This window comes from Acidovorax sp., assembly GCF_034519795.1.
Taxonomy (GTDB): Bacteria; Pseudomonadota; Gammaproteobacteria; order Burkholderiales; family Burkholderiaceae_C; genus Acidovorax.
The window spans coordinates 94,017-109,024 of sequence record NZ_JAXHOB010000001.1; the positions used below are offsets into that span (position 1 = coordinate 94,017).

Below are 15,008 nucleotides of genomic sequence, written 5' to 3' on the forward strand. Positions count from 1 at the left end.
AGCAACAAAGCCCTTTCGGGGGCTTTTTTCATTTCTGGACGCGCTTTGCATGGCCGCACGGCCCAGGCCGACGACTGCCGCGCCAGCGACTCAGCAACTTGTCACTCGTCCACTCGCCGCTTGCGCGGCCGGCCCGCCAGTGCCTTGTCGAACACAGCGTTGGGCAGCAGGCGCATGAGCTTGGCCACCACGCCCATCTGCCAGGGGATCACGCGGTAGCTGGCGCCCGCGGTGATGGCGCGGAAGGCGCGTTCGGCAAAATCCTCGGCCTTCATGAGGAAGGGCATGCCGTAGCGGTTGTGCTGGGTCAGCGGTGTGTCGATGTAGCCTGGCGAGATGGTCACCACGCGCACGCCGTGGGGCCGCATCTCGCCGCGCAGGCTCTCGCAGTAGCTGATGACCGCCGCCTTGCTGCCGCAGTAGGCGCCGTGCCCGGGCAGCCCGCGGATGCCGGCCACGCTGCCGATGCCCACGAAGGTGCCGCTTTGGCGCTGCACCATGGCGTCGACGAAGGGGTGGAAGGTGGCGGCCATGCCGATGTTGTTGGTGGCGAAGGTGCGGGCCATGACGTCGATGTCGCCGCGCACCGCCGTGTCCATGCCGACGCTGATGCCGGCGTTGGCGATCACCACATCGGGCGCGCCCTGGCGCACCAGGCAGTCGCGCCCGGCGGCGACGATGCTGTCCACCACCGAGACGTCGGCGCCGTAGATCTCGTAGTCTGCGGGAGCTATGCCTTGCGCGATCACCCAGGCCTTGACCTCCTCGGTGCGGCGCGCCACCAGCGCCAGGCGGTAGCCGGCCTGGTGAAAGCGCAGGGCCAGGGCCTGGCCGATGCCGCTGGAGGCGCCGGTGATGAAGGCCAGTGGGGGTCGCTGCTGCAGGGTCATGGGGGCCTTGGGGGGTGGGTTGGAACGCGCCGGCCGGCGCTGATGGCTCTGTTACCTGGCGGTGCCGGGCATGAGCACGCCCTTGACCCGGCCGCGCAGCTGCAGCACCTGGTCGAGGTGGTCGTAGTCCATGCCGTCGGCCGTGAAGCGGTCGTTGCCCCGGGTCAGGACCACCGGCTGGTCCGAGCGCACGCGCTCGGTCTGGGTGTAGGCATGCAGGAACTCGCTGCGGAACTCCATGCGTGGCTGGGCGGCTACGCCGGGGCGGGCCGGCAGCGGCTCGCGCGTGACGATGGCGTTGCCGAAGAGCTGCACTTCGCTGCCGTCGGCATTGCTCAGCGCCCGGTTGGCCGTGGCCAGGGTCAGGCGCCCGTCCAGTGCCACCGAGCGCATGCGCGCGCGGTCGATCTCCAGCGTGTCCGTGTCCGGGAAATGGCGCGCCAGGTCGCCCTGCACCTCGCTTTGCAGCCGGCCCTTGGCATCGAAGCTCTTGACCGAAAACGCCTTCATCGCATAGTCGGGCTGGTTGCTGCGGACCTTCTCGGTGGTGGGGGCCAGGGGCATGGGCGCATTGCGCACCAGCCACCAGGTGCCCAGGGCCAGCAGGCCCATGATCAGCACCGGCAGGTACAAGGTGATGCGCTCCCAGCTCTGGCGCAGCATCTGGCGCCGGCTCATGGGCGGCCTCCGGCGCGCAGCCCGGTGGCTGCAGCGGGCAAGAAGAAAAGCGGGGCGGTGTTCATGCGGTGTAGTCTGCCAGCAGGCGCGCATAGTGGCCGGTGGCCACCAGCAGCAGGTCGCACAGTTCTCGGGCAGCGCCATCGCCGCCGCGGGCGGCGGTCACGTAGTGCGCGTTCTGGCGCACCTCGATCTGGGCATTGGCCGGTGCGCAGGCGAAGGCGCTGCGGCGCATCACCGGCAGGTCGGGCCAGTCGTCGCCCATGGCGGCCGCCTGCGCCCAGGACAGGCCCAGGCCGGCCAGGATGCCCTCGGCCGCGGGGCGCTTGTCCTCGGTGCCGAAGACCGCATGCTCCACCCCCAGGGCTTTGAGGCGCACGCGCAGCGGGGCCGAGTCGCGCCCGGTGATCACGGCCGGGGTGATGCCCGCCTTCTGCAGCAGCTTGAGACCGTGGCCGTCCAGCGTGTTGAAGCGCTTGATGGTTTCACCCGCGTCGGTGAACAGCAGGCTGCCGTCGGTGAGCACGCCGTCCACGTCGAAGAAGGCCACGCGCACGCCCTGGGCGCACAGCAACAGCTCGGGTGCGAAGTTCAGGGCCGGCTGTTGCATGGAAAGGGGGTTGGCCATGGCTCAGATCACCTTGGCGCGCATCAGGTCGCCGATGTGCACCACGCCGACGAGCGCACCGGTGGCGTCCACGACCAGCACGCTGGTGATGCTGTGGGCCTCCATGAGTTCGGCGGCGTCCACGGCCAGGGCATCGGGGGCAATGCGCCGTGGCGAAGGGTGCATGACCTCGGCAGCGCTGGCGGTGCGCAGGTCGGCACCGGCCTCGATGCGCCGGCGCAGGTCGCCGTCGGTGAAGATGCCCAGGATCTGGCCGGCCGGGTCGACGATGGCCGAGGCGCCCAGGCCCTTGGCGCTCATCTCGCGCATCAGCTCGCTGAACGAGGCCTCGGGCACCACGCGCGGCACATCGGCGCCCGAGCGCATGACGTCGCTCACATGGGTCAGCAGCTTGCGGCCCAGGGCACCACCGGGGTGCGAGCGCGCGAAATCTTCGGGCCGAAAGCCCCGAGCATCGAGCAGCGCCACGGCCAGCGCGTCGCCCATGGCCAGCTGGGCCGTGGTGCTCGCGGTGGGGGCCAGGTTCAGCGGGCAGGCCTCGCGGTCCACGCTGCAGTCGAGCACCAGGTCGGCATGGCGCGCCAGGGTGGAGTCCAGGCCACCGGTCAGGGCCAGGAGCGGAACCCCCAGGCGCTTGAGCACCGGCAGGATGGCCGTGAGCTCGCCGCTCTCGCCGCTGTTGGAGATGGCCAGCACCATGTCGTTCTCGGTCACCATGCCCAGGTCGCCATGGCTGGCCTCGCCCGGGTGCACGAAAAAGGCCGGGGTACCGGTGGAGGCCAGGGTGGCGGCGATCTTGCGGCCGACATGGCCGCTCTTGCCCATGCCCATCACGACCACACGGCCGCGGATGGACAGCGCCATCTGCACGGCCTGGGCAAAGCGTGCATCCACGCGGGCGGCCAGGGCGTTCAGGGCGGCGGCTTCGATGTCGAAGGTCTCGCGGGCCAGGCGCAGGGCCTGTTCGGCATCGAAGGGGGGGAGCACGGGGGAAGCGGCGGTCATGCGCGAGATTCTATCGACCGGCCTGCCTGGGCTCGGATAGCATCAACCTATGTCCTCACTCGCCCTCACCCTGCTCTACCTTCTGGCCGCAGTGCTGGGCGTGGTGGTCTGCCGCAGCCTGAAGTTGCCGCCCATGCTGGGCTACCTTGCTGCCGGCGTGCTGATCGGTCCCCATGCACTGGCGCTGGCGCAGAACTCCGAGGGGGTGCGCCACCTGGGCGAATTCGGCGTGGTGTTCCTGATGTTCGCCATCGGGCTGGAGTTCAGCCTGCCCAAGCTGCGCGCCATGCGCCGCCAGGTGTTCGGCCTGGGGCTGATGCAGGTGGTGGTGACCATGACCCTGGTCACCGGCGGATCGCTCATCCTTTCGCGGGTGCTGGGCGGGGTGTGGGACATGGGCTGGCAGACGGCGCTGGCCCTGTCGGGCGTGATGGTCATGAGCAGCACGGCCATCGTGGTCAAGCTCATGTCCGAGCGCGCCGAGCTCGAAAGCGAGCATGGCCGCAATGTCATGGGCATCCTGCTGTTCCAGGATCTGGCGGTGGTGCCGCTGTTGGTGCTGATTCCGGCGCTGGGCTCCACGCCCGACCAATTGCTGGGGTCGCTGGGCTGGGCCTTGATCAAGGCCACCGTGCTGGTGGGCCTGCTGCTCACCGGCGGCCAGCGCGTGATGCGCTGGTGGCTGACCCTGGTGGCGCGCCGCAAGAGCGAGGAGCTGTTCATGCTCAACCTGCTCTTGATCACCCTGGGCCTGGCCTGGCTGACCGAGCTGGCGGGCCTGAGCCTGGCGCTCGGGGCCTTCATTGCCGGCGTGCTGGTCTCCGAGACCGAGTACAGCCACCAGGTGGGCACTGACATCCGCCCCTTCCATGACGTACTGCTCGGGCTGTTCTTCATCACCATCGGCATGATGCTGGACTGGCACATCCTGGTGGACCGCTGGGGCCTGGTGCTGACGCTGGTGGTGGTGCCGCTGTCGCTCAAGCTCGCGGTCATCCTGGTGCTGGCGCGGGCCATGGGGGCCACCACCGGCGTTTCGATGCGCACGGGGCTGTACCTGGCGCAGGCCGGCGAGTTCGGCTTCGTGCTGCTGACACTCACCCAGAACAACGGGCTGGTGCAGCCCGCGCTCATGAACCCCATCCTGGCCGCCATGGTGCTGTCCATGCTGGCCACGCCCTTCCTCATCATGTACAGCAACCGCATCGTGATGAAGCTGGTGGCCAGCGACTGGCTGCAGCAGTCGCTGCAGATGACGACCATTGCGCGCAAATCCATCAATTCGAGCAAGCACGTGATCATTTGCGGCTACGGGCGCTGCGGCCAGAACCTGGCACGCATGCTGGAGCAGGAGGGCATTCCCTACATGGCGCTCGACCTGGACCCGGACCGCGTGCGCCAGGCCGCTGCGGCCGGCGACTCGGTGGTCTACGGCGATGCCACGCGCCTGCAGGCCCTCATGGCCGCCGGCCTGGTGCGTGCCAGTGCCGTGGCCGTGACCTACATCGACGTGCCTGCTGCGCTCAAGGTGCTGGCCAACACCCGCTCCCATGCACCGCAGGTGCCGGTGGTGGTGCGCACCCAGGACGACCTGCACCTGGACAAGCTGCAGGAGGCCGGCGCCACCGAGGTCGTGCCCGAGGCCATCGAGGGCTCGCTGATGCTGGCCAGCCACGCGCTGGCCCTGGTCGGCGTGCCCATGCGCCGCGTGCTGCGCCTGGTGCAGGATCAGCGCGATGCGCGCTACAACCTGCTGCGCGGCTACTTCCACGGGGCCGACGACGACACCGTCAACGAGCGCGACCAGGAGCGCCTGGCCACCGTTACCCTGCCCTCGGGCGCCAAGACCCTGGGCCAGGCGCTGGGCGAGCTGGCCCTGCCGGCCATGGGCGTGCGCGTGGTCAACCTGCGCCGCTCCAACGGCCATGTGAGTGCAGCGGTCGACGGCGCAGCGCTGGCGGAAGGCGACACGCTGGTGCTGTCGGGCCACCCTGCGGCGCTGAGCCTTGCCGAAGCCAAGCTGCTCAACGGCTGACCGGCCGGATCAGCCGGGCTGCAATGCCTGCGCCGGGCCCGGGCGCCCGAACAGGTAGCCCTGGAACTGCTGGCAGCCGTTGCGCAGCAGGAAGTCGTGCTGGCCTTCGGTCTCCACGCCTTCGGCCACCACGTCCAGGCCCAGGCTGTGGGCCAGCGCGACGATGGTGCAGGCGATGGCCGCGTCGTTGGGGTCGGTGAGCACGTCGCGCACGAAGCTCTGGTCGATCTTGAGCTGGTCCAGCGGCAGGCGCTTGAGGTAGGCGAGCGAGGAGTAGCCGGTGCCGAAGTCGTCGAGCGAAAAGCCCACCCCCAGGTTGCGCAGCACCTGCATCTTCACGATGCTCTCTTCCACATCCGTGAGCAGCAGGCTTTCGGTCAGCTCCAGCTTGAGCCGCCCGGGGTCGGCGCCCGTGGTGTACAGCGCCTGCAGCACCTGGGGCACGAATTCGGTGTGGCGGAACTCCTGCGCGCTCACGTTCACGGCCACCGTCCAGGCCTGCGTGGCGGGCTCCCGGTTCCAGCGCGCCAGCTGCTCGCAGGCCAAGTGCAGCACGCGCTGGCCCAGGGGCAGGATCAGGCCGGTCTGCTCGGCCAGCGGAATGAACTGCCCGGGCGGCACCATGCCGCGCTGCGGGTGCTGCCAGCGCACCAGCGCTTCGGCGCCCAGGGTCTGGCCGGTGGCGTTGACCACGGGCTGGTAGTGCAGCAGGAACTCGTTGCGCTGGATGCCCTGGCGGATGTCGCCCTCCAGCGCCGAGCGTGCCGTGGCTGCCGCCTGCATGGCGGGGTCGAAGAAGCACAGCGTGTTGCGCCCCTGGGCTTTGGCCTGGTACATCGCCAGGTCGGCCCGCTTGAGCAGCTCGTTGACGGGCTGCTGCCGGTCGCGGAACAGCGCGATGCCGATGCTGGGCGTGCTGTGCAGCTCGCTGCCATCCATGTCGTAGGGCTCGTTGAGGGCCTGCAGCACCTTCTGGGCCACGGCCTCCGACTCCACGGCGGCGCCGGTCTCCTCGCTGCTCAGGCCCTGCAGCACCACGACGAATTCGTCGCCTCCCAGGCGCGCCACGGTGTCGGTGGCGCGCACGCTGTCACGCAGGCGCATGCCCACCTGCACCAGCAGGCGGTCGCCCCACTCGTGGCCCATGGTGTCGTTGATGCCCTTGAAGTTGTCCAGGTCCAGGAACAGCAGCGCGCCATGCTGGCCATCGCGCTCGCAGGCCGTCGCCACGCGCTCCAGGCGGTCCAGCAGCAGGCGCCGGTTGGGCAGCCGGGTCAGTTCGTCGTAGAAGGCCAGGCGCTGGATCTCGGCCTCGGCGCGCTTGCGCTCCGTGATGTCGCGCGCCAGGCCGCGGTAGCCGGTGAATTCGCCCTCGGCGTTGAAGATCGGCTCGCCACTGATGGAGACCCACAGCGGCTCCCCTTGCGCCGACATGCGCTGGATCTCGAAATTGCGGAACACCTGGCGCTGCGCGAGCTGCTCGCGGTGCGCGCGCCACTGGCCCTCGTCCGCCTGGGTGTTGGGCAGCTCCCAGCGCGTGAGGCCGAACAGCTGATCGTCGGGCAGGTCCATCTTGTTCTGCGGGCTGCCCTCGATGCGCACGAAGCGGAACTCGGCATCCTGCTCCCAATACCAGTCGGAGGACAGCTGGGTGAGGCTGCGCCAGCGCGCCTCGCTCTCGCGCAGGGCCTCCAGTGCGCCCAGGTAGTCGGTCACGTCGGTGAAGGTGCGCACGCGTCCCCCGTCCTCCAGTGGGCGCGTGCGCACCTCGATGAAGCGGCCCGTGACCGTGCGCCGGACGTAGCTGTCCGGCATGGTCAGCTTGCCGCCATGCGCTGCGTACTCGGCGCCCACATAGTCCCGGGCCTTGGATTCGATCAGCTGGAAACCGGTGCCGAAATCCCCGCGCTCGGTCTGGAAGCGCACCACCTCCTCCACCCGGGGCTCGCCCGCGAGCAGTTCCTCGGGCAGGTCCAGGAGTTCCAGGTAGCGCTGGTTGTAGACGCGGATGCGGCCCTCGCCATCGACCTTGGTGATGCCCTGCGACACACTGGCCAGCGTGCTCTGCAGCGCACGGGTCTTTTCGGCCAACAGGTCGCTGGTGCGCGCCAGCTCTTCCTCCACCTGCCGGCGTGCCAGTTCGGCGCGGCGCGCCAGCTCCAGCTGGCCCACGGTGCTCAGCAGCGGCTGCAAAAACTGCACGTCGGCCGCCGTGTAGCCCTCGGGCCGGTTGGCCAGCCCCACCACCGCGACCAGCTCGCCCGAGGCCAGGATAGGCAGGCCCAGGTAGGACACCACGGGCGCATGCCCAGGCGGCATGCCGGCGCTGCGGGGGTCGCCTTGCGCGTTGTGGATGATCACCGGCTTTTCGGTCTGCATCGCCTGGCCGGGCAGGGAATCGAGGTCATCGAAGACCCGGCCCTCCTCCGCGTCCCGGGTGTAGCGCGCGCGCGTGGCCTCGTCCCACGCCACATCGGTCATGGAATGCATGCGCAGAAAGGGCTTGCCCTCGGCCGTGCGCTGCACCTGCCCGACCAGCCCGAACCGGCTCCCGGTCAGCTCCATGAGCTCGTGCAGCAGCGCATCGAAGGCGGCGCGCGGCGCCGAGCTGGCAATGAACACCGCCTGTGCGCGCGAAATCGCCTGCAGCAGCCGGTGCTGGCGCGCCAGCATGGCCTCGGCGGCGCGCCGGGCGCGCACGCTGCTGCTGCGTTCGAGCACGGCCTCGATCTGCGCGGGCAGTGCCAGCAGGTAGTTGCAGTCGGGGTCGCGGATGGTGAAGTCGGCAAAGCCATGGCGCATGGCGTGCGCCGCCTGCGCGTCGGCACCGGCGTCGACGATGATCAAGGCCGGTATGCGGCCCATGCGTTCGAGCACGTCGTAGGCCGAGCCGTCTTCGAAATGCTGGCAGACCAGCAGGATGTCAGGGGTGTGGTTCTGCAGCCACGCCTGCGCCTGCGCCAGCGAGGGCGCCACCTCGACCCGCCAGCCCAGCCAGGGGTCTACCAAGGCCTCGACCAACGCCCGTGCGTGCTCCCGGTCGTCTTCGATCAACAGGACGGAGATGGGCATGGCCGATCTGGCTTAATTTCAAGGCGAGGAGGTCAGCCTGCATGGCGCAGGTGTAACGATGGCCCATTATGGGTCAGCATTTACAGCTTGCGGACGGGGTTCGCCATGGGGCGGGTGTTTACACTCGCAGCCTTTGTGCCATCCGCCTCCCACCCCATGCAGCCCCTCAGCGTCAACCAGTACCTGCGCCAGCACATCCGCACCGTCCCCGACTGGCCGGCACCCGGCGTGCAGTTCCGCGACATCACGCCGCTGCTGCAGGACCCCAAGGTCTTTCGCGTGCTGATCGATGCCTTCGTGCACCGTTACATGGACAAGGCCCTGCGCCCCGACGTGGTGGCCGGGCTCGATGCGCGCGGCTTCATCCTGGGCGCCGTGGTGGCCTACGAGCTCAACGTGGGCTTCGTGCCGATCCGCAAGAAGGGCAAGCTGCCCTTCACCACGGTGGAGGAGACCTACGAACTCGAATACGGCAGCGCCACGGTGGAGCTGCACACCGACGCCGTCAAACCCGGCGACCGGGTGCTGCTGATCGACGACCTCATCGCCACCGGCGGCACCATGATGGCCGGCCGGCGCCTGCTGGAAAAGCTGGGCGCCACGGTGACCGAGGGCGCCGCCATCGTCGACCTGCCCGAGTTGGGTGGGTCGCAGCGCCTCAAGGACTCAGGCCTGCCGTTGTACACCCTGGTCGATTTCGCGGGGCATTGAGCCGCCGCGGCGGCGGTCACTGCGCGTTCGCATAGGCCGCGAGGGCCTGCTGCAGCCATTGGGCAAAGTGCCTGCGCATGGCCGTCAGGCTGCTGCAGGGACGGCATCTGTGGCATTGGCCGCGCGGCGGCGTGCCGCACGGTCCCAGGCCTTCTCATGGAAGAAGAAGGCCACGGCCTGCACTGTGGGTTCGAGCAGGCTCAGCGTGAGCGAGGCCCAGAGGTTGCCCGTGACCGCATAGGCCACCATGGCCGCCACGCTGATGTGGATCAGGTAGTAGCTGCCGGTCTTCTTGAGCATGGTCTGGTTCTGGCGGGCGAGTTGGCGAATGCGGGCCATCGTGGATTCCTTTTCGTTCAGCGCCTGCGCAAGGGCGGGGCAGGCATGGAGAAATGGTAGGCATTCTCAATAGCAATTGCCAATTGAACGCAGCTAAGTGCGTCATTGAAACTATCAAGCGCGGGGCCGCGAAAGTCTGCGGCCTTCCGCGTTAATTCCGTCACGCAGTGGGGACACAAAATGCCCTTGGCGGCGCCAACCCCGTTGCTATGATGGACATCTTTTCAACTGCGGCAACGCACTAGGGAGCAGACATGGCCCTCATGGACTTCATCAAGAAACAGTTCATCGACGTCCTCCAGTGGACCGAGGACGGCGACGGCACGCTGGCCTGGCGCTTCCCCATGAGCGGCATGGAAATCCAGAACGGCGGCACGCTGGTGGTGCGCGAGTCGCAGATGGCGGTCTTCGTCAATGAAGGCAAGGTGGCCGACGTCTTCGGCCCCGGCACCTACAAGCTCACCACGCAGACGCTGCCGGTGCTGACCTACCTGAAGAACTGGGACAAGCTCTTCGAGTCGCCCTTCAAGAGCGATGTCTACTTCTTCAGCACGCGCCAGCAGATCGACCAGAAGTGGGGCACGCCCCAGCCGATCACCATCCGCGACAAGGACTTCGGCGCGGTGCGCCTGCGCGCCTTCGGCAACTACGCCTTCCGCATTGCCGACCCGAAGCTGTTCCACACCGAGATCTCGGGCACGCGCGAGTCCTATCCCGTGGGCGACCTCGAAGGCCAACTGCGCGGCCTGGTGCTGCAGAACATCAGCAACGCCATTGCCGGCAGCGGCCTGCCCTTCCTGGACCTGGCGGCCAACCAGGTCATGTTCGCCGATGCGCTGACCAAGGAGCTCGCGCCGATCTTCGCCAAGCTCGGCCTCCTGATCGAGAACCTCACGGTGCAGAACGTCTCGCTGCCCGAAGAGCTGCAGAAGATCCTCGACCAGAAGATCGGCATGGGCATGGTCGGCAACGACATGGCCAAGTTCATGCAGTACCAGACCGCGCAGGCCATCCCCAAGTTCGCCGAGAACAGTGGCGGCGGCAGCGGCATCGCGGGCGATGCCATGGGCCTGGGGGCCGGCGTGGCGCTGGGCCAGGTGATGGCGCAGAACCTGCAGCAAGGCCTGCAGGGTGGCGGCAATGCGGCACCGGCTGCCGCAGCGGCGGCGGCCGTGTCCTCCGGCGTCAAGCCCGAGGACGTGATGGCCACGATCGAGAAGCTGGGCGAACTCAAGTCCAAGGGCATCCTCACGCAGGAAGAGTTCGACGCCAAGAAGTCCGAACTGCTCAAGAAGCTGATCTGAGGCCGGCGCAACCTACCTTTGCTACCGGCGCCTGGGGTGCGGGCGGCAGCGGGCTGACGGGCCCCTGCACTGCCGCACCCGGCCGCCATTGGCACCGCCCGAATGGCCACTGACCCTACACAGCGTTCCTACCGTGCGCCCTGCCCGGGCTGCGGCGCGCCGGTTGAATTCCGCAGCGCGCAGTCCACCCACGCCGTCTGCGGCTACTGCCAGAGCACCGTGGTGCGCAGCGGCGACGTGCTGCAGCGCGTGGGCAAGATGGCCGAGCTGTTCGACGACCACAGCCCGTTGCAGCTCATGGCCAGCGGGCGCATCGAACTCGATGGCAAGGACATCCCCTTCACCCTGATCGGCCGGCTGCAGTACAAGACCGAGGCCGGCGTCTGGACGGAATGGGCCGCCTTCCTGCAGGACGGCACCCTGGCCAGCCTGGGCGAGGACAACGGCGCCTATGTGTTCACGCGGCCCATGGAGGCCGGGCGCGAGCTGCCCGAGGCCGCCCGCTTTCGCATCGGCGCCACCACCGCCATTGGCGGCAAGTCGTACTCCGTCGCCTTCAGCGGCAGCGCCTCGCTGATCTCGGCCCAGGGCGAACTGCCCAAGCTGCCGCCGCTGGGCCAGCCCTTCGACATGGTCGAGCTGCGCAGCGCCGATGGCGAGGTGCTCAGCATCGACTACGGCCACACGCCGCCGCACCTGGAGCGCGGCCGCGCTGTGCTGCTCGAAGACCTCAAGCTCACCGGCCTCAAGGACGAATCGGCCAAGGACGAGAAGGGCCGCCAGTTCAACTGCCCGCACTGCGGTGCGCCGGTGCAGGTGCAGCTGTCGACCACCAAGAGCATCACCTGCGGATCGTGCGCGAGCATCATTTCGCTGGACAGCGGCGTGGGCGGTGAGCTGCAATCGACCGAGCAGGACGAGCCCGTGCGTCCCATCATCCCGCTGGGCAGCAAGGGCCAGCTGCAGGGCGTGCACTGGCAGGTGGTGGGCTTTCAGCACCGCATGGGCGTAGAGCCGGGCGACGACGAGCACTTCGGCTGGAGCGAGTACCTGCTGTACAACCAGAAGCGCGGCTTCGCCTTCCTGGTGGACGCCGAAGACGGCTGGAGCATGGTGCGCCCGACCACCGGCGCCCCGCAGATGGCCGCCAGCGGCCGCAGCGCGAGCTACATGGGCACCACCTACCAGCTCAAGTACAGCTACGAGGCCGAAACCACCTACGTGCTCGGCGAGTTCTACTGGCAGGTCACGCGCGGCCAGAAAACATCGAACCGCGACTTCGCCAGCGCCAAGGGCCTGCTGTCGATGGAGCAGACACCCAATGAGTTGACCTGGTCCTCGGGCGACAAGCTGGCCAGCGACACCGTGGCCAAGGCCTTCAAGCTCGAAGACCAGAAGGATGTGCTGCAGCGCGACGACCCGGGGCCCTTCGTGGCCAAATCGGGCCTGGGCTGCGGCACCATCATCATCATCGCGATCGTCATCATCATCCTGCTGATCCTGCTGAGCAACTGTTCCGGGTCATCCGGCAGCGGCTACCGCAGTTCGGGCGGCTCGTTCGGCGGCTATTCCAGCGGCGGCGGGCACAAGTAATTTATCAAGGAGCTTCCACCATGATGGGAATCGAATGGCTCAAGCCCGCGGCGTTCCTCGGGTCCATCCTGTACGCGCTGATCGGCGTCCTGATCTTCTGGCTGTGCTTTGTCATCGTCGACAAGATCACACCGTACGACCTGTGGCGCGAGATCGTCGAGAAGCAGAACCGGGCGCTGGGCATGGTGGTGGCCGCCATGTGCCTGGGCATCAGCATCATCGTCGCTGCCGCCATCCATTGAGGGCAGGGGGTGGCGGATTCCAACGGGCTTTCACGGGCCCTGCTCGCGTTTGTCCCTTGGTGTGTAAAAAATTGAATAAGAATAATTATCGTTTGTATTAAAATGTGTACTTCGTGTGAGCGGTAGCGGCCGGAGGGGGCTGCACGTTCGAATATCTGGAGTACCCATGGCACACAAGCACCCTGCGGGCAGCAACAAGGCTGCCCGTTTTCATTGGACCGCCACCGCAGCAGCCAGCCTGCTGGCCCTACTGGGCACGGCGCCGCAGGCCTGGGGCCAGGCCGATGCCGCACTGCCTGCCGTGCAGGTCACGGGCTCGCAGTACGACGCCGACGATGTGCGCCCCGAGGGCGTGACCACGGCCACCAAGACCTATATGGCGCCGCGGGACATCCCGCAGACCATCGACACCTTGGAGGTCAACAAGTACAAGAGCTACGGCATCAACGACCTGGCGGTGATGCTCGACGGCGTGCCCGGCGTGAACACCAAGTACGACATGCGCGGCGAGGGCGTGGTGATCCGCGGCTTCAACGCCGACTCGGGCGACATCTACCGCGACGGCGTGCGCGAGTCCGGCCAGGTGCGGCGCAGCACCGCCAATGTGGAGCGCATCGAGATCTTGAAGGGCCCGGCCTCGGTGCTCTACGGCCGCAGCAGCGGCGGCGGCATCGTCAACCTGGTGAGCAAGCAGGCCCGCTTCGATGCCAAGAGCAGCGTCACCTTGCGCGGTGGTTCGTGGGACAACTACGGCGGCACGCTGGACATCAACAAGGTCATCAACCACCACGTCGCCGTGCGCCTGACGGCCGACCGCGAGCAGGCCGACAGCTTCCGCAGCGGCATCCGCAACAGGAACGAGATGGTCTCGCCCAGCATCGTGGTGGACACCCGCACCGGCCTGCGCTGGAGTGGCCAGTACACCTACGACAACATCTGGCGCGTGCCCGACCGCGGGCCGGTCTACGACCAGCTGCCGCCCGGTGTCTCCATCCGCAAGGGCTTTGCCCACCCGGGCGACCATGTGGAAGACCGCCTGCGCGTGCTGCGCTCGGACCTGTCCTACGACTTCAACAGCGCCTGGAGCGTGCGCTGGGTGGCCAGCAAGCGCGAGGCCAGCCAGGACTTTGACCACTACTTCGCCGGCACCTACTGCAACACGGCGGGCCAGACCTCCGCAGGGGCGGCCTGCACCTGGCGCGGCCAGGTGCGGCCGAACTACGCCTGGCAGCAGACGGCCAACGAGACCCTGTCCAACACCGTGGACCTCACGGGCAAGTTCCGCACCGGCGGCATCCAGCACGAAGTGCTGGCCGGTGTCGAAGTGAGCGAGGAAAAGCGCCACCCGCGCATCGGCCAGCCGGCGTCCACCTTCAGCTACGACCCGCTGCTGCCCATCGCCTGGGGCGCCAAGCCGGCGCAGGGCAACCCGACCCAGCACAACCTGCACAAGGCCGAGGGCCAGGCCCTGTACCTGCAGGACCTCATCAGCCTCACGCCCGAGTGGAAGCTGCTCGCCGGCCTGCGCTATGACCGCTTCGACTTCAACAGCACCAATCTGCTGACCAATGTGGGCCGTGGCTACGACGGTGATTCGGTGAGCCCGCGCCTGGGCGTGGTCTGGCAGCCGGTGCGCGCGCACAGCCTGTACGCCTCGTGGAACAAGAGCTACTCGCCCTACGGCGGGCGCGGCATGATCAGCGTGGACGTCTCGCCCACCGCCGTGTACGACGAAGAGCCTCAGCACTCGCGCCAGGTCGAGGTGGGCGTCAAGAGCGACTGGCTGAACGGCGCGCTCTCGACCCAGCTGTCGGTGTACCAGCTCGAACACGCCAACATCCGCTACCGCCCCGACGCGACCAACGACCCCTTCACCTGGGCCGTGCGCGGCAAGGAGCGCTCGCGCGGCATCGAGTTCAGCGCGGCGGGCCGCGTGGCCTCGTCGTGGTACGTGCGCGGCGGCGTGGGCGTGACCAGCGCCAAGGTGACGGAGGACAAGCTGCAGCCGGCCCTGGTGGGCAAGTACCTGGTCGACACCGCCCTGCGCAACGGCAATGTCTTCGTGCGCTACGCGCCGCAAGGCCCGTGGTACGCGGAAATCGGCGCCACGCACACCAGCGCACGCTGGCTCAATGCCGCCAACACATCAATCCTGCCCGGCTACACGCGCTGGGATGCGTTGGTCGGCTGGCGCCAGGGCGTGTGGACCGCCACGGCCGCCATCTCCAACCTGCTGGACAGGGAATACTGGCGCGGCAACGCCATGCCGGGTGCTCCGCGCAGCCTGCTGGTCAGCGTGAACTACCAGTTTTGACGCAACCCGCCATTTGTCTGCCATGGAAGAGGGGCAATGCGCCCCCGTGCAGACTGGCTGTGTGATGGCACCTGCACCCCGCTCCAAACCCCGACGCCCCGGCGGGTGGGGCTGGGTGGCGGGGGCTGTTGCTGTCGTGGTGCTGGCCGTCTGCACCTTCTGGAGCTACCCACTGCCTGGTGCACCGAAAGCCCACA

The 15,008-nt window shown here is 68.1% G+C and carries 12 protein-coding genes; 6 read left to right on the forward strand and 6 right to left on the reverse strand.

Going from position 1 to position 15,008, the window contains the following annotated elements; all coding sequences use genetic code 11:
- Window positions 1-101: 101 nt before the first annotated feature.
- The 4 genes from U5N23_RS00470 to U5N23_RS00485 all read right to left on the reverse strand — a co-directional run bounded on the left by U5N23_RS00470 (window position 102) and on the right by U5N23_RS00485 (window position 3,201).
- The gene (locus tag U5N23_RS00470) at window positions 102-890 is read right to left on the reverse strand and encodes an SDR family oxidoreductase (RefSeq protein WP_322590912.1); all 789 of its coding nucleotides are present in this window, start codon (window positions 888-890) and stop codon (window positions 102-104) included.
- A gap of 51 nt (window positions 891-941) precedes the next feature.
- On the reverse strand, window positions 942-1,568 hold the full coding sequence (gene lptC, locus U5N23_RS00475; protein ID WP_322590913.1) for an LPS export ABC transporter periplasmic protein LptC: 627 nt from the start codon (window positions 1,566-1,568) through the stop codon (window positions 942-944).
- 61 nt (window positions 1,569-1,629) lie between these two features.
- Complete coding sequence (locus U5N23_RS00480; RefSeq protein ID WP_322590914.1) at window positions 1,630-2,196, reverse strand: KdsC family phosphatase; 567 nt, start codon at window positions 2,194-2,196, stop codon at window positions 1,630-1,632.
- Between the two features lie 3 nt (window positions 2,197-2,199).
- Complete coding sequence (locus tag U5N23_RS00485; protein ID WP_322590915.1) at window positions 2,200-3,201, reverse strand: KpsF/GutQ family sugar-phosphate isomerase; 1,002 nt, start codon at window positions 3,199-3,201, stop codon at window positions 2,200-2,202.
- A 49-nt stretch (window positions 3,202-3,250) separates the two neighbouring features.
- Between U5N23_RS00485 and U5N23_RS00490 the strand changes: the two genes are divergently transcribed.
- Window positions 3,251-5,236 (forward strand): cation:proton antiporter, encoded by a 1,986-nt coding sequence (locus U5N23_RS00490; RefSeq protein WP_322590916.1) that lies wholly within the window; start codon window positions 3,251-3,253, stop codon window positions 5,234-5,236.
- A 9-nt stretch (window positions 5,237-5,245) separates the two neighbouring features.
- On the opposite strand, the gene U5N23_RS00495 is transcribed toward U5N23_RS00490, so the two are convergent.
- Entirely contained in the window at window positions 5,246-8,308 is a 3,063-nt protein-coding gene (locus tag U5N23_RS00495; protein WP_322590917.1) for an EAL domain-containing protein, read from the reverse strand.
- Window positions 8,309-8,464: 156 nt separating this feature from the next.
- On the opposite strand from U5N23_RS00495, the gene U5N23_RS00500 reads away from it, so the two are divergent.
- Window positions 8,465-9,019, forward strand: coding sequence for an adenine phosphoribosyltransferase (locus tag U5N23_RS00500; RefSeq protein WP_322590918.1), 555 nt, complete (start codon window positions 8,465-8,467; stop codon window positions 9,017-9,019).
- 84 nt (window positions 9,020-9,103) lie between these two features.
- Here U5N23_RS00500 and U5N23_RS00505 read toward each other — a convergent pair whose 3' ends face one another.
- Window positions 9,104-9,358: a DUF2061 domain-containing protein gene (locus U5N23_RS00505; RefSeq protein ID WP_322590919.1), complete on the reverse strand. Its 255-nt coding sequence runs from the start codon at window positions 9,356-9,358 to the stop codon at window positions 9,104-9,106.
- Window positions 9,359-9,612: 254 nt separating this feature from the next.
- On the opposite strand from U5N23_RS00505, the gene U5N23_RS00510 reads away from it, so the two are divergent.
- From U5N23_RS00510 to U5N23_RS00525, 4 genes are all read left to right on the forward strand, one after another.
- The gene (locus tag U5N23_RS00510; protein WP_322590920.1) at window positions 9,613-10,662 is read left to right on the forward strand and encodes an SPFH domain-containing protein; all 1,050 of its coding nucleotides are present in this window, start codon (window positions 9,613-9,615) and stop codon (window positions 10,660-10,662) included.
- 102 nt (window positions 10,663-10,764) lie between these two features.
- The gene (locus tag U5N23_RS00515; protein ID WP_322590921.1) at window positions 10,765-12,255 is read left to right on the forward strand and encodes a DUF4178 domain-containing protein; all 1,491 of its coding nucleotides are present in this window, start codon (window positions 10,765-10,767) and stop codon (window positions 12,253-12,255) included.
- 20 nt (window positions 12,256-12,275) lie between these two features.
- Window positions 12,276-12,497, forward strand: a complete 222-nt coding sequence (locus U5N23_RS00520; protein ID WP_416208555.1) for a DUF350 domain-containing protein — start codon at window positions 12,276-12,278, stop codon at window positions 12,495-12,497.
- A 166-nt stretch (window positions 12,498-12,663) separates the two neighbouring features.
- Entirely contained in the window at window positions 12,664-14,811 is a 2,148-nt protein-coding gene (locus U5N23_RS00525; protein WP_322590922.1) for a TonB-dependent siderophore receptor, read from the forward strand.
- Window positions 14,812-15,008 lie beyond the last annotated feature (197 nt).

Coding starts and splice junctions, on each gene's coding strand:
- U5N23_RS00470 (WP_322590912.1), bottom strand. CDS start 890: ATGACCCTGCAGCAGCGACCCCCACTGGCCTTCATCACCGGCGCCTCC.
- lptC (WP_322590913.1), bottom strand. CDS start 1,568: ATGAGCCGGCGCCAGATGCTGCGCCAGAGCTGGGAGCGCATCACCTTG.
- U5N23_RS00480 (WP_322590914.1), bottom strand. CDS start 2,196: ATGGCCAACCCCCTTTCCATGCAACAGCCGGCCCTGAACTTCGCACCC.
- U5N23_RS00485 (WP_322590915.1), bottom strand. CDS start 3,201: ATGACCGCCGCTTCCCCCGTGCTCCCCCCCTTCGATGCCGAACAGGCC.
- U5N23_RS00490 (WP_322590916.1), top strand. CDS start 3,251: ATGTCCTCACTCGCCCTCACCCTGCTCTACCTTCTGGCCGCAGTGCTG.
- U5N23_RS00495 (WP_322590917.1), bottom strand. CDS start 8,308: ATGCCCATCTCCGTCCTGTTGATCGAAGACGACCGGGAGCACGCACGG.
- U5N23_RS00500 (WP_322590918.1), top strand. CDS start 8,465: ATGCAGCCCCTCAGCGTCAACCAGTACCTGCGCCAGCACATCCGCACC.
- U5N23_RS00505 (WP_322590919.1), bottom strand. CDS start 9,358: ATGGCCCGCATTCGCCAACTCGCCCGCCAGAACCAGACCATGCTCAAG.
- U5N23_RS00510 (WP_322590920.1), top strand. CDS start 9,613: ATGGCCCTCATGGACTTCATCAAGAAACAGTTCATCGACGTCCTCCAG.
- U5N23_RS00515 (WP_322590921.1), top strand. CDS start 10,765: ATGGCCACTGACCCTACACAGCGTTCCTACCGTGCGCCCTGCCCGGGC.
- U5N23_RS00520 (WP_416208555.1), top strand. CDS start 12,276: ATGATGGGAATCGAATGGCTCAAGCCCGCGGCGTTCCTCGGGTCCATC.
- U5N23_RS00525 (WP_322590922.1), top strand. CDS start 12,664: ATGGCACACAAGCACCCTGCGGGCAGCAACAAGGCTGCCCGTTTTCAT.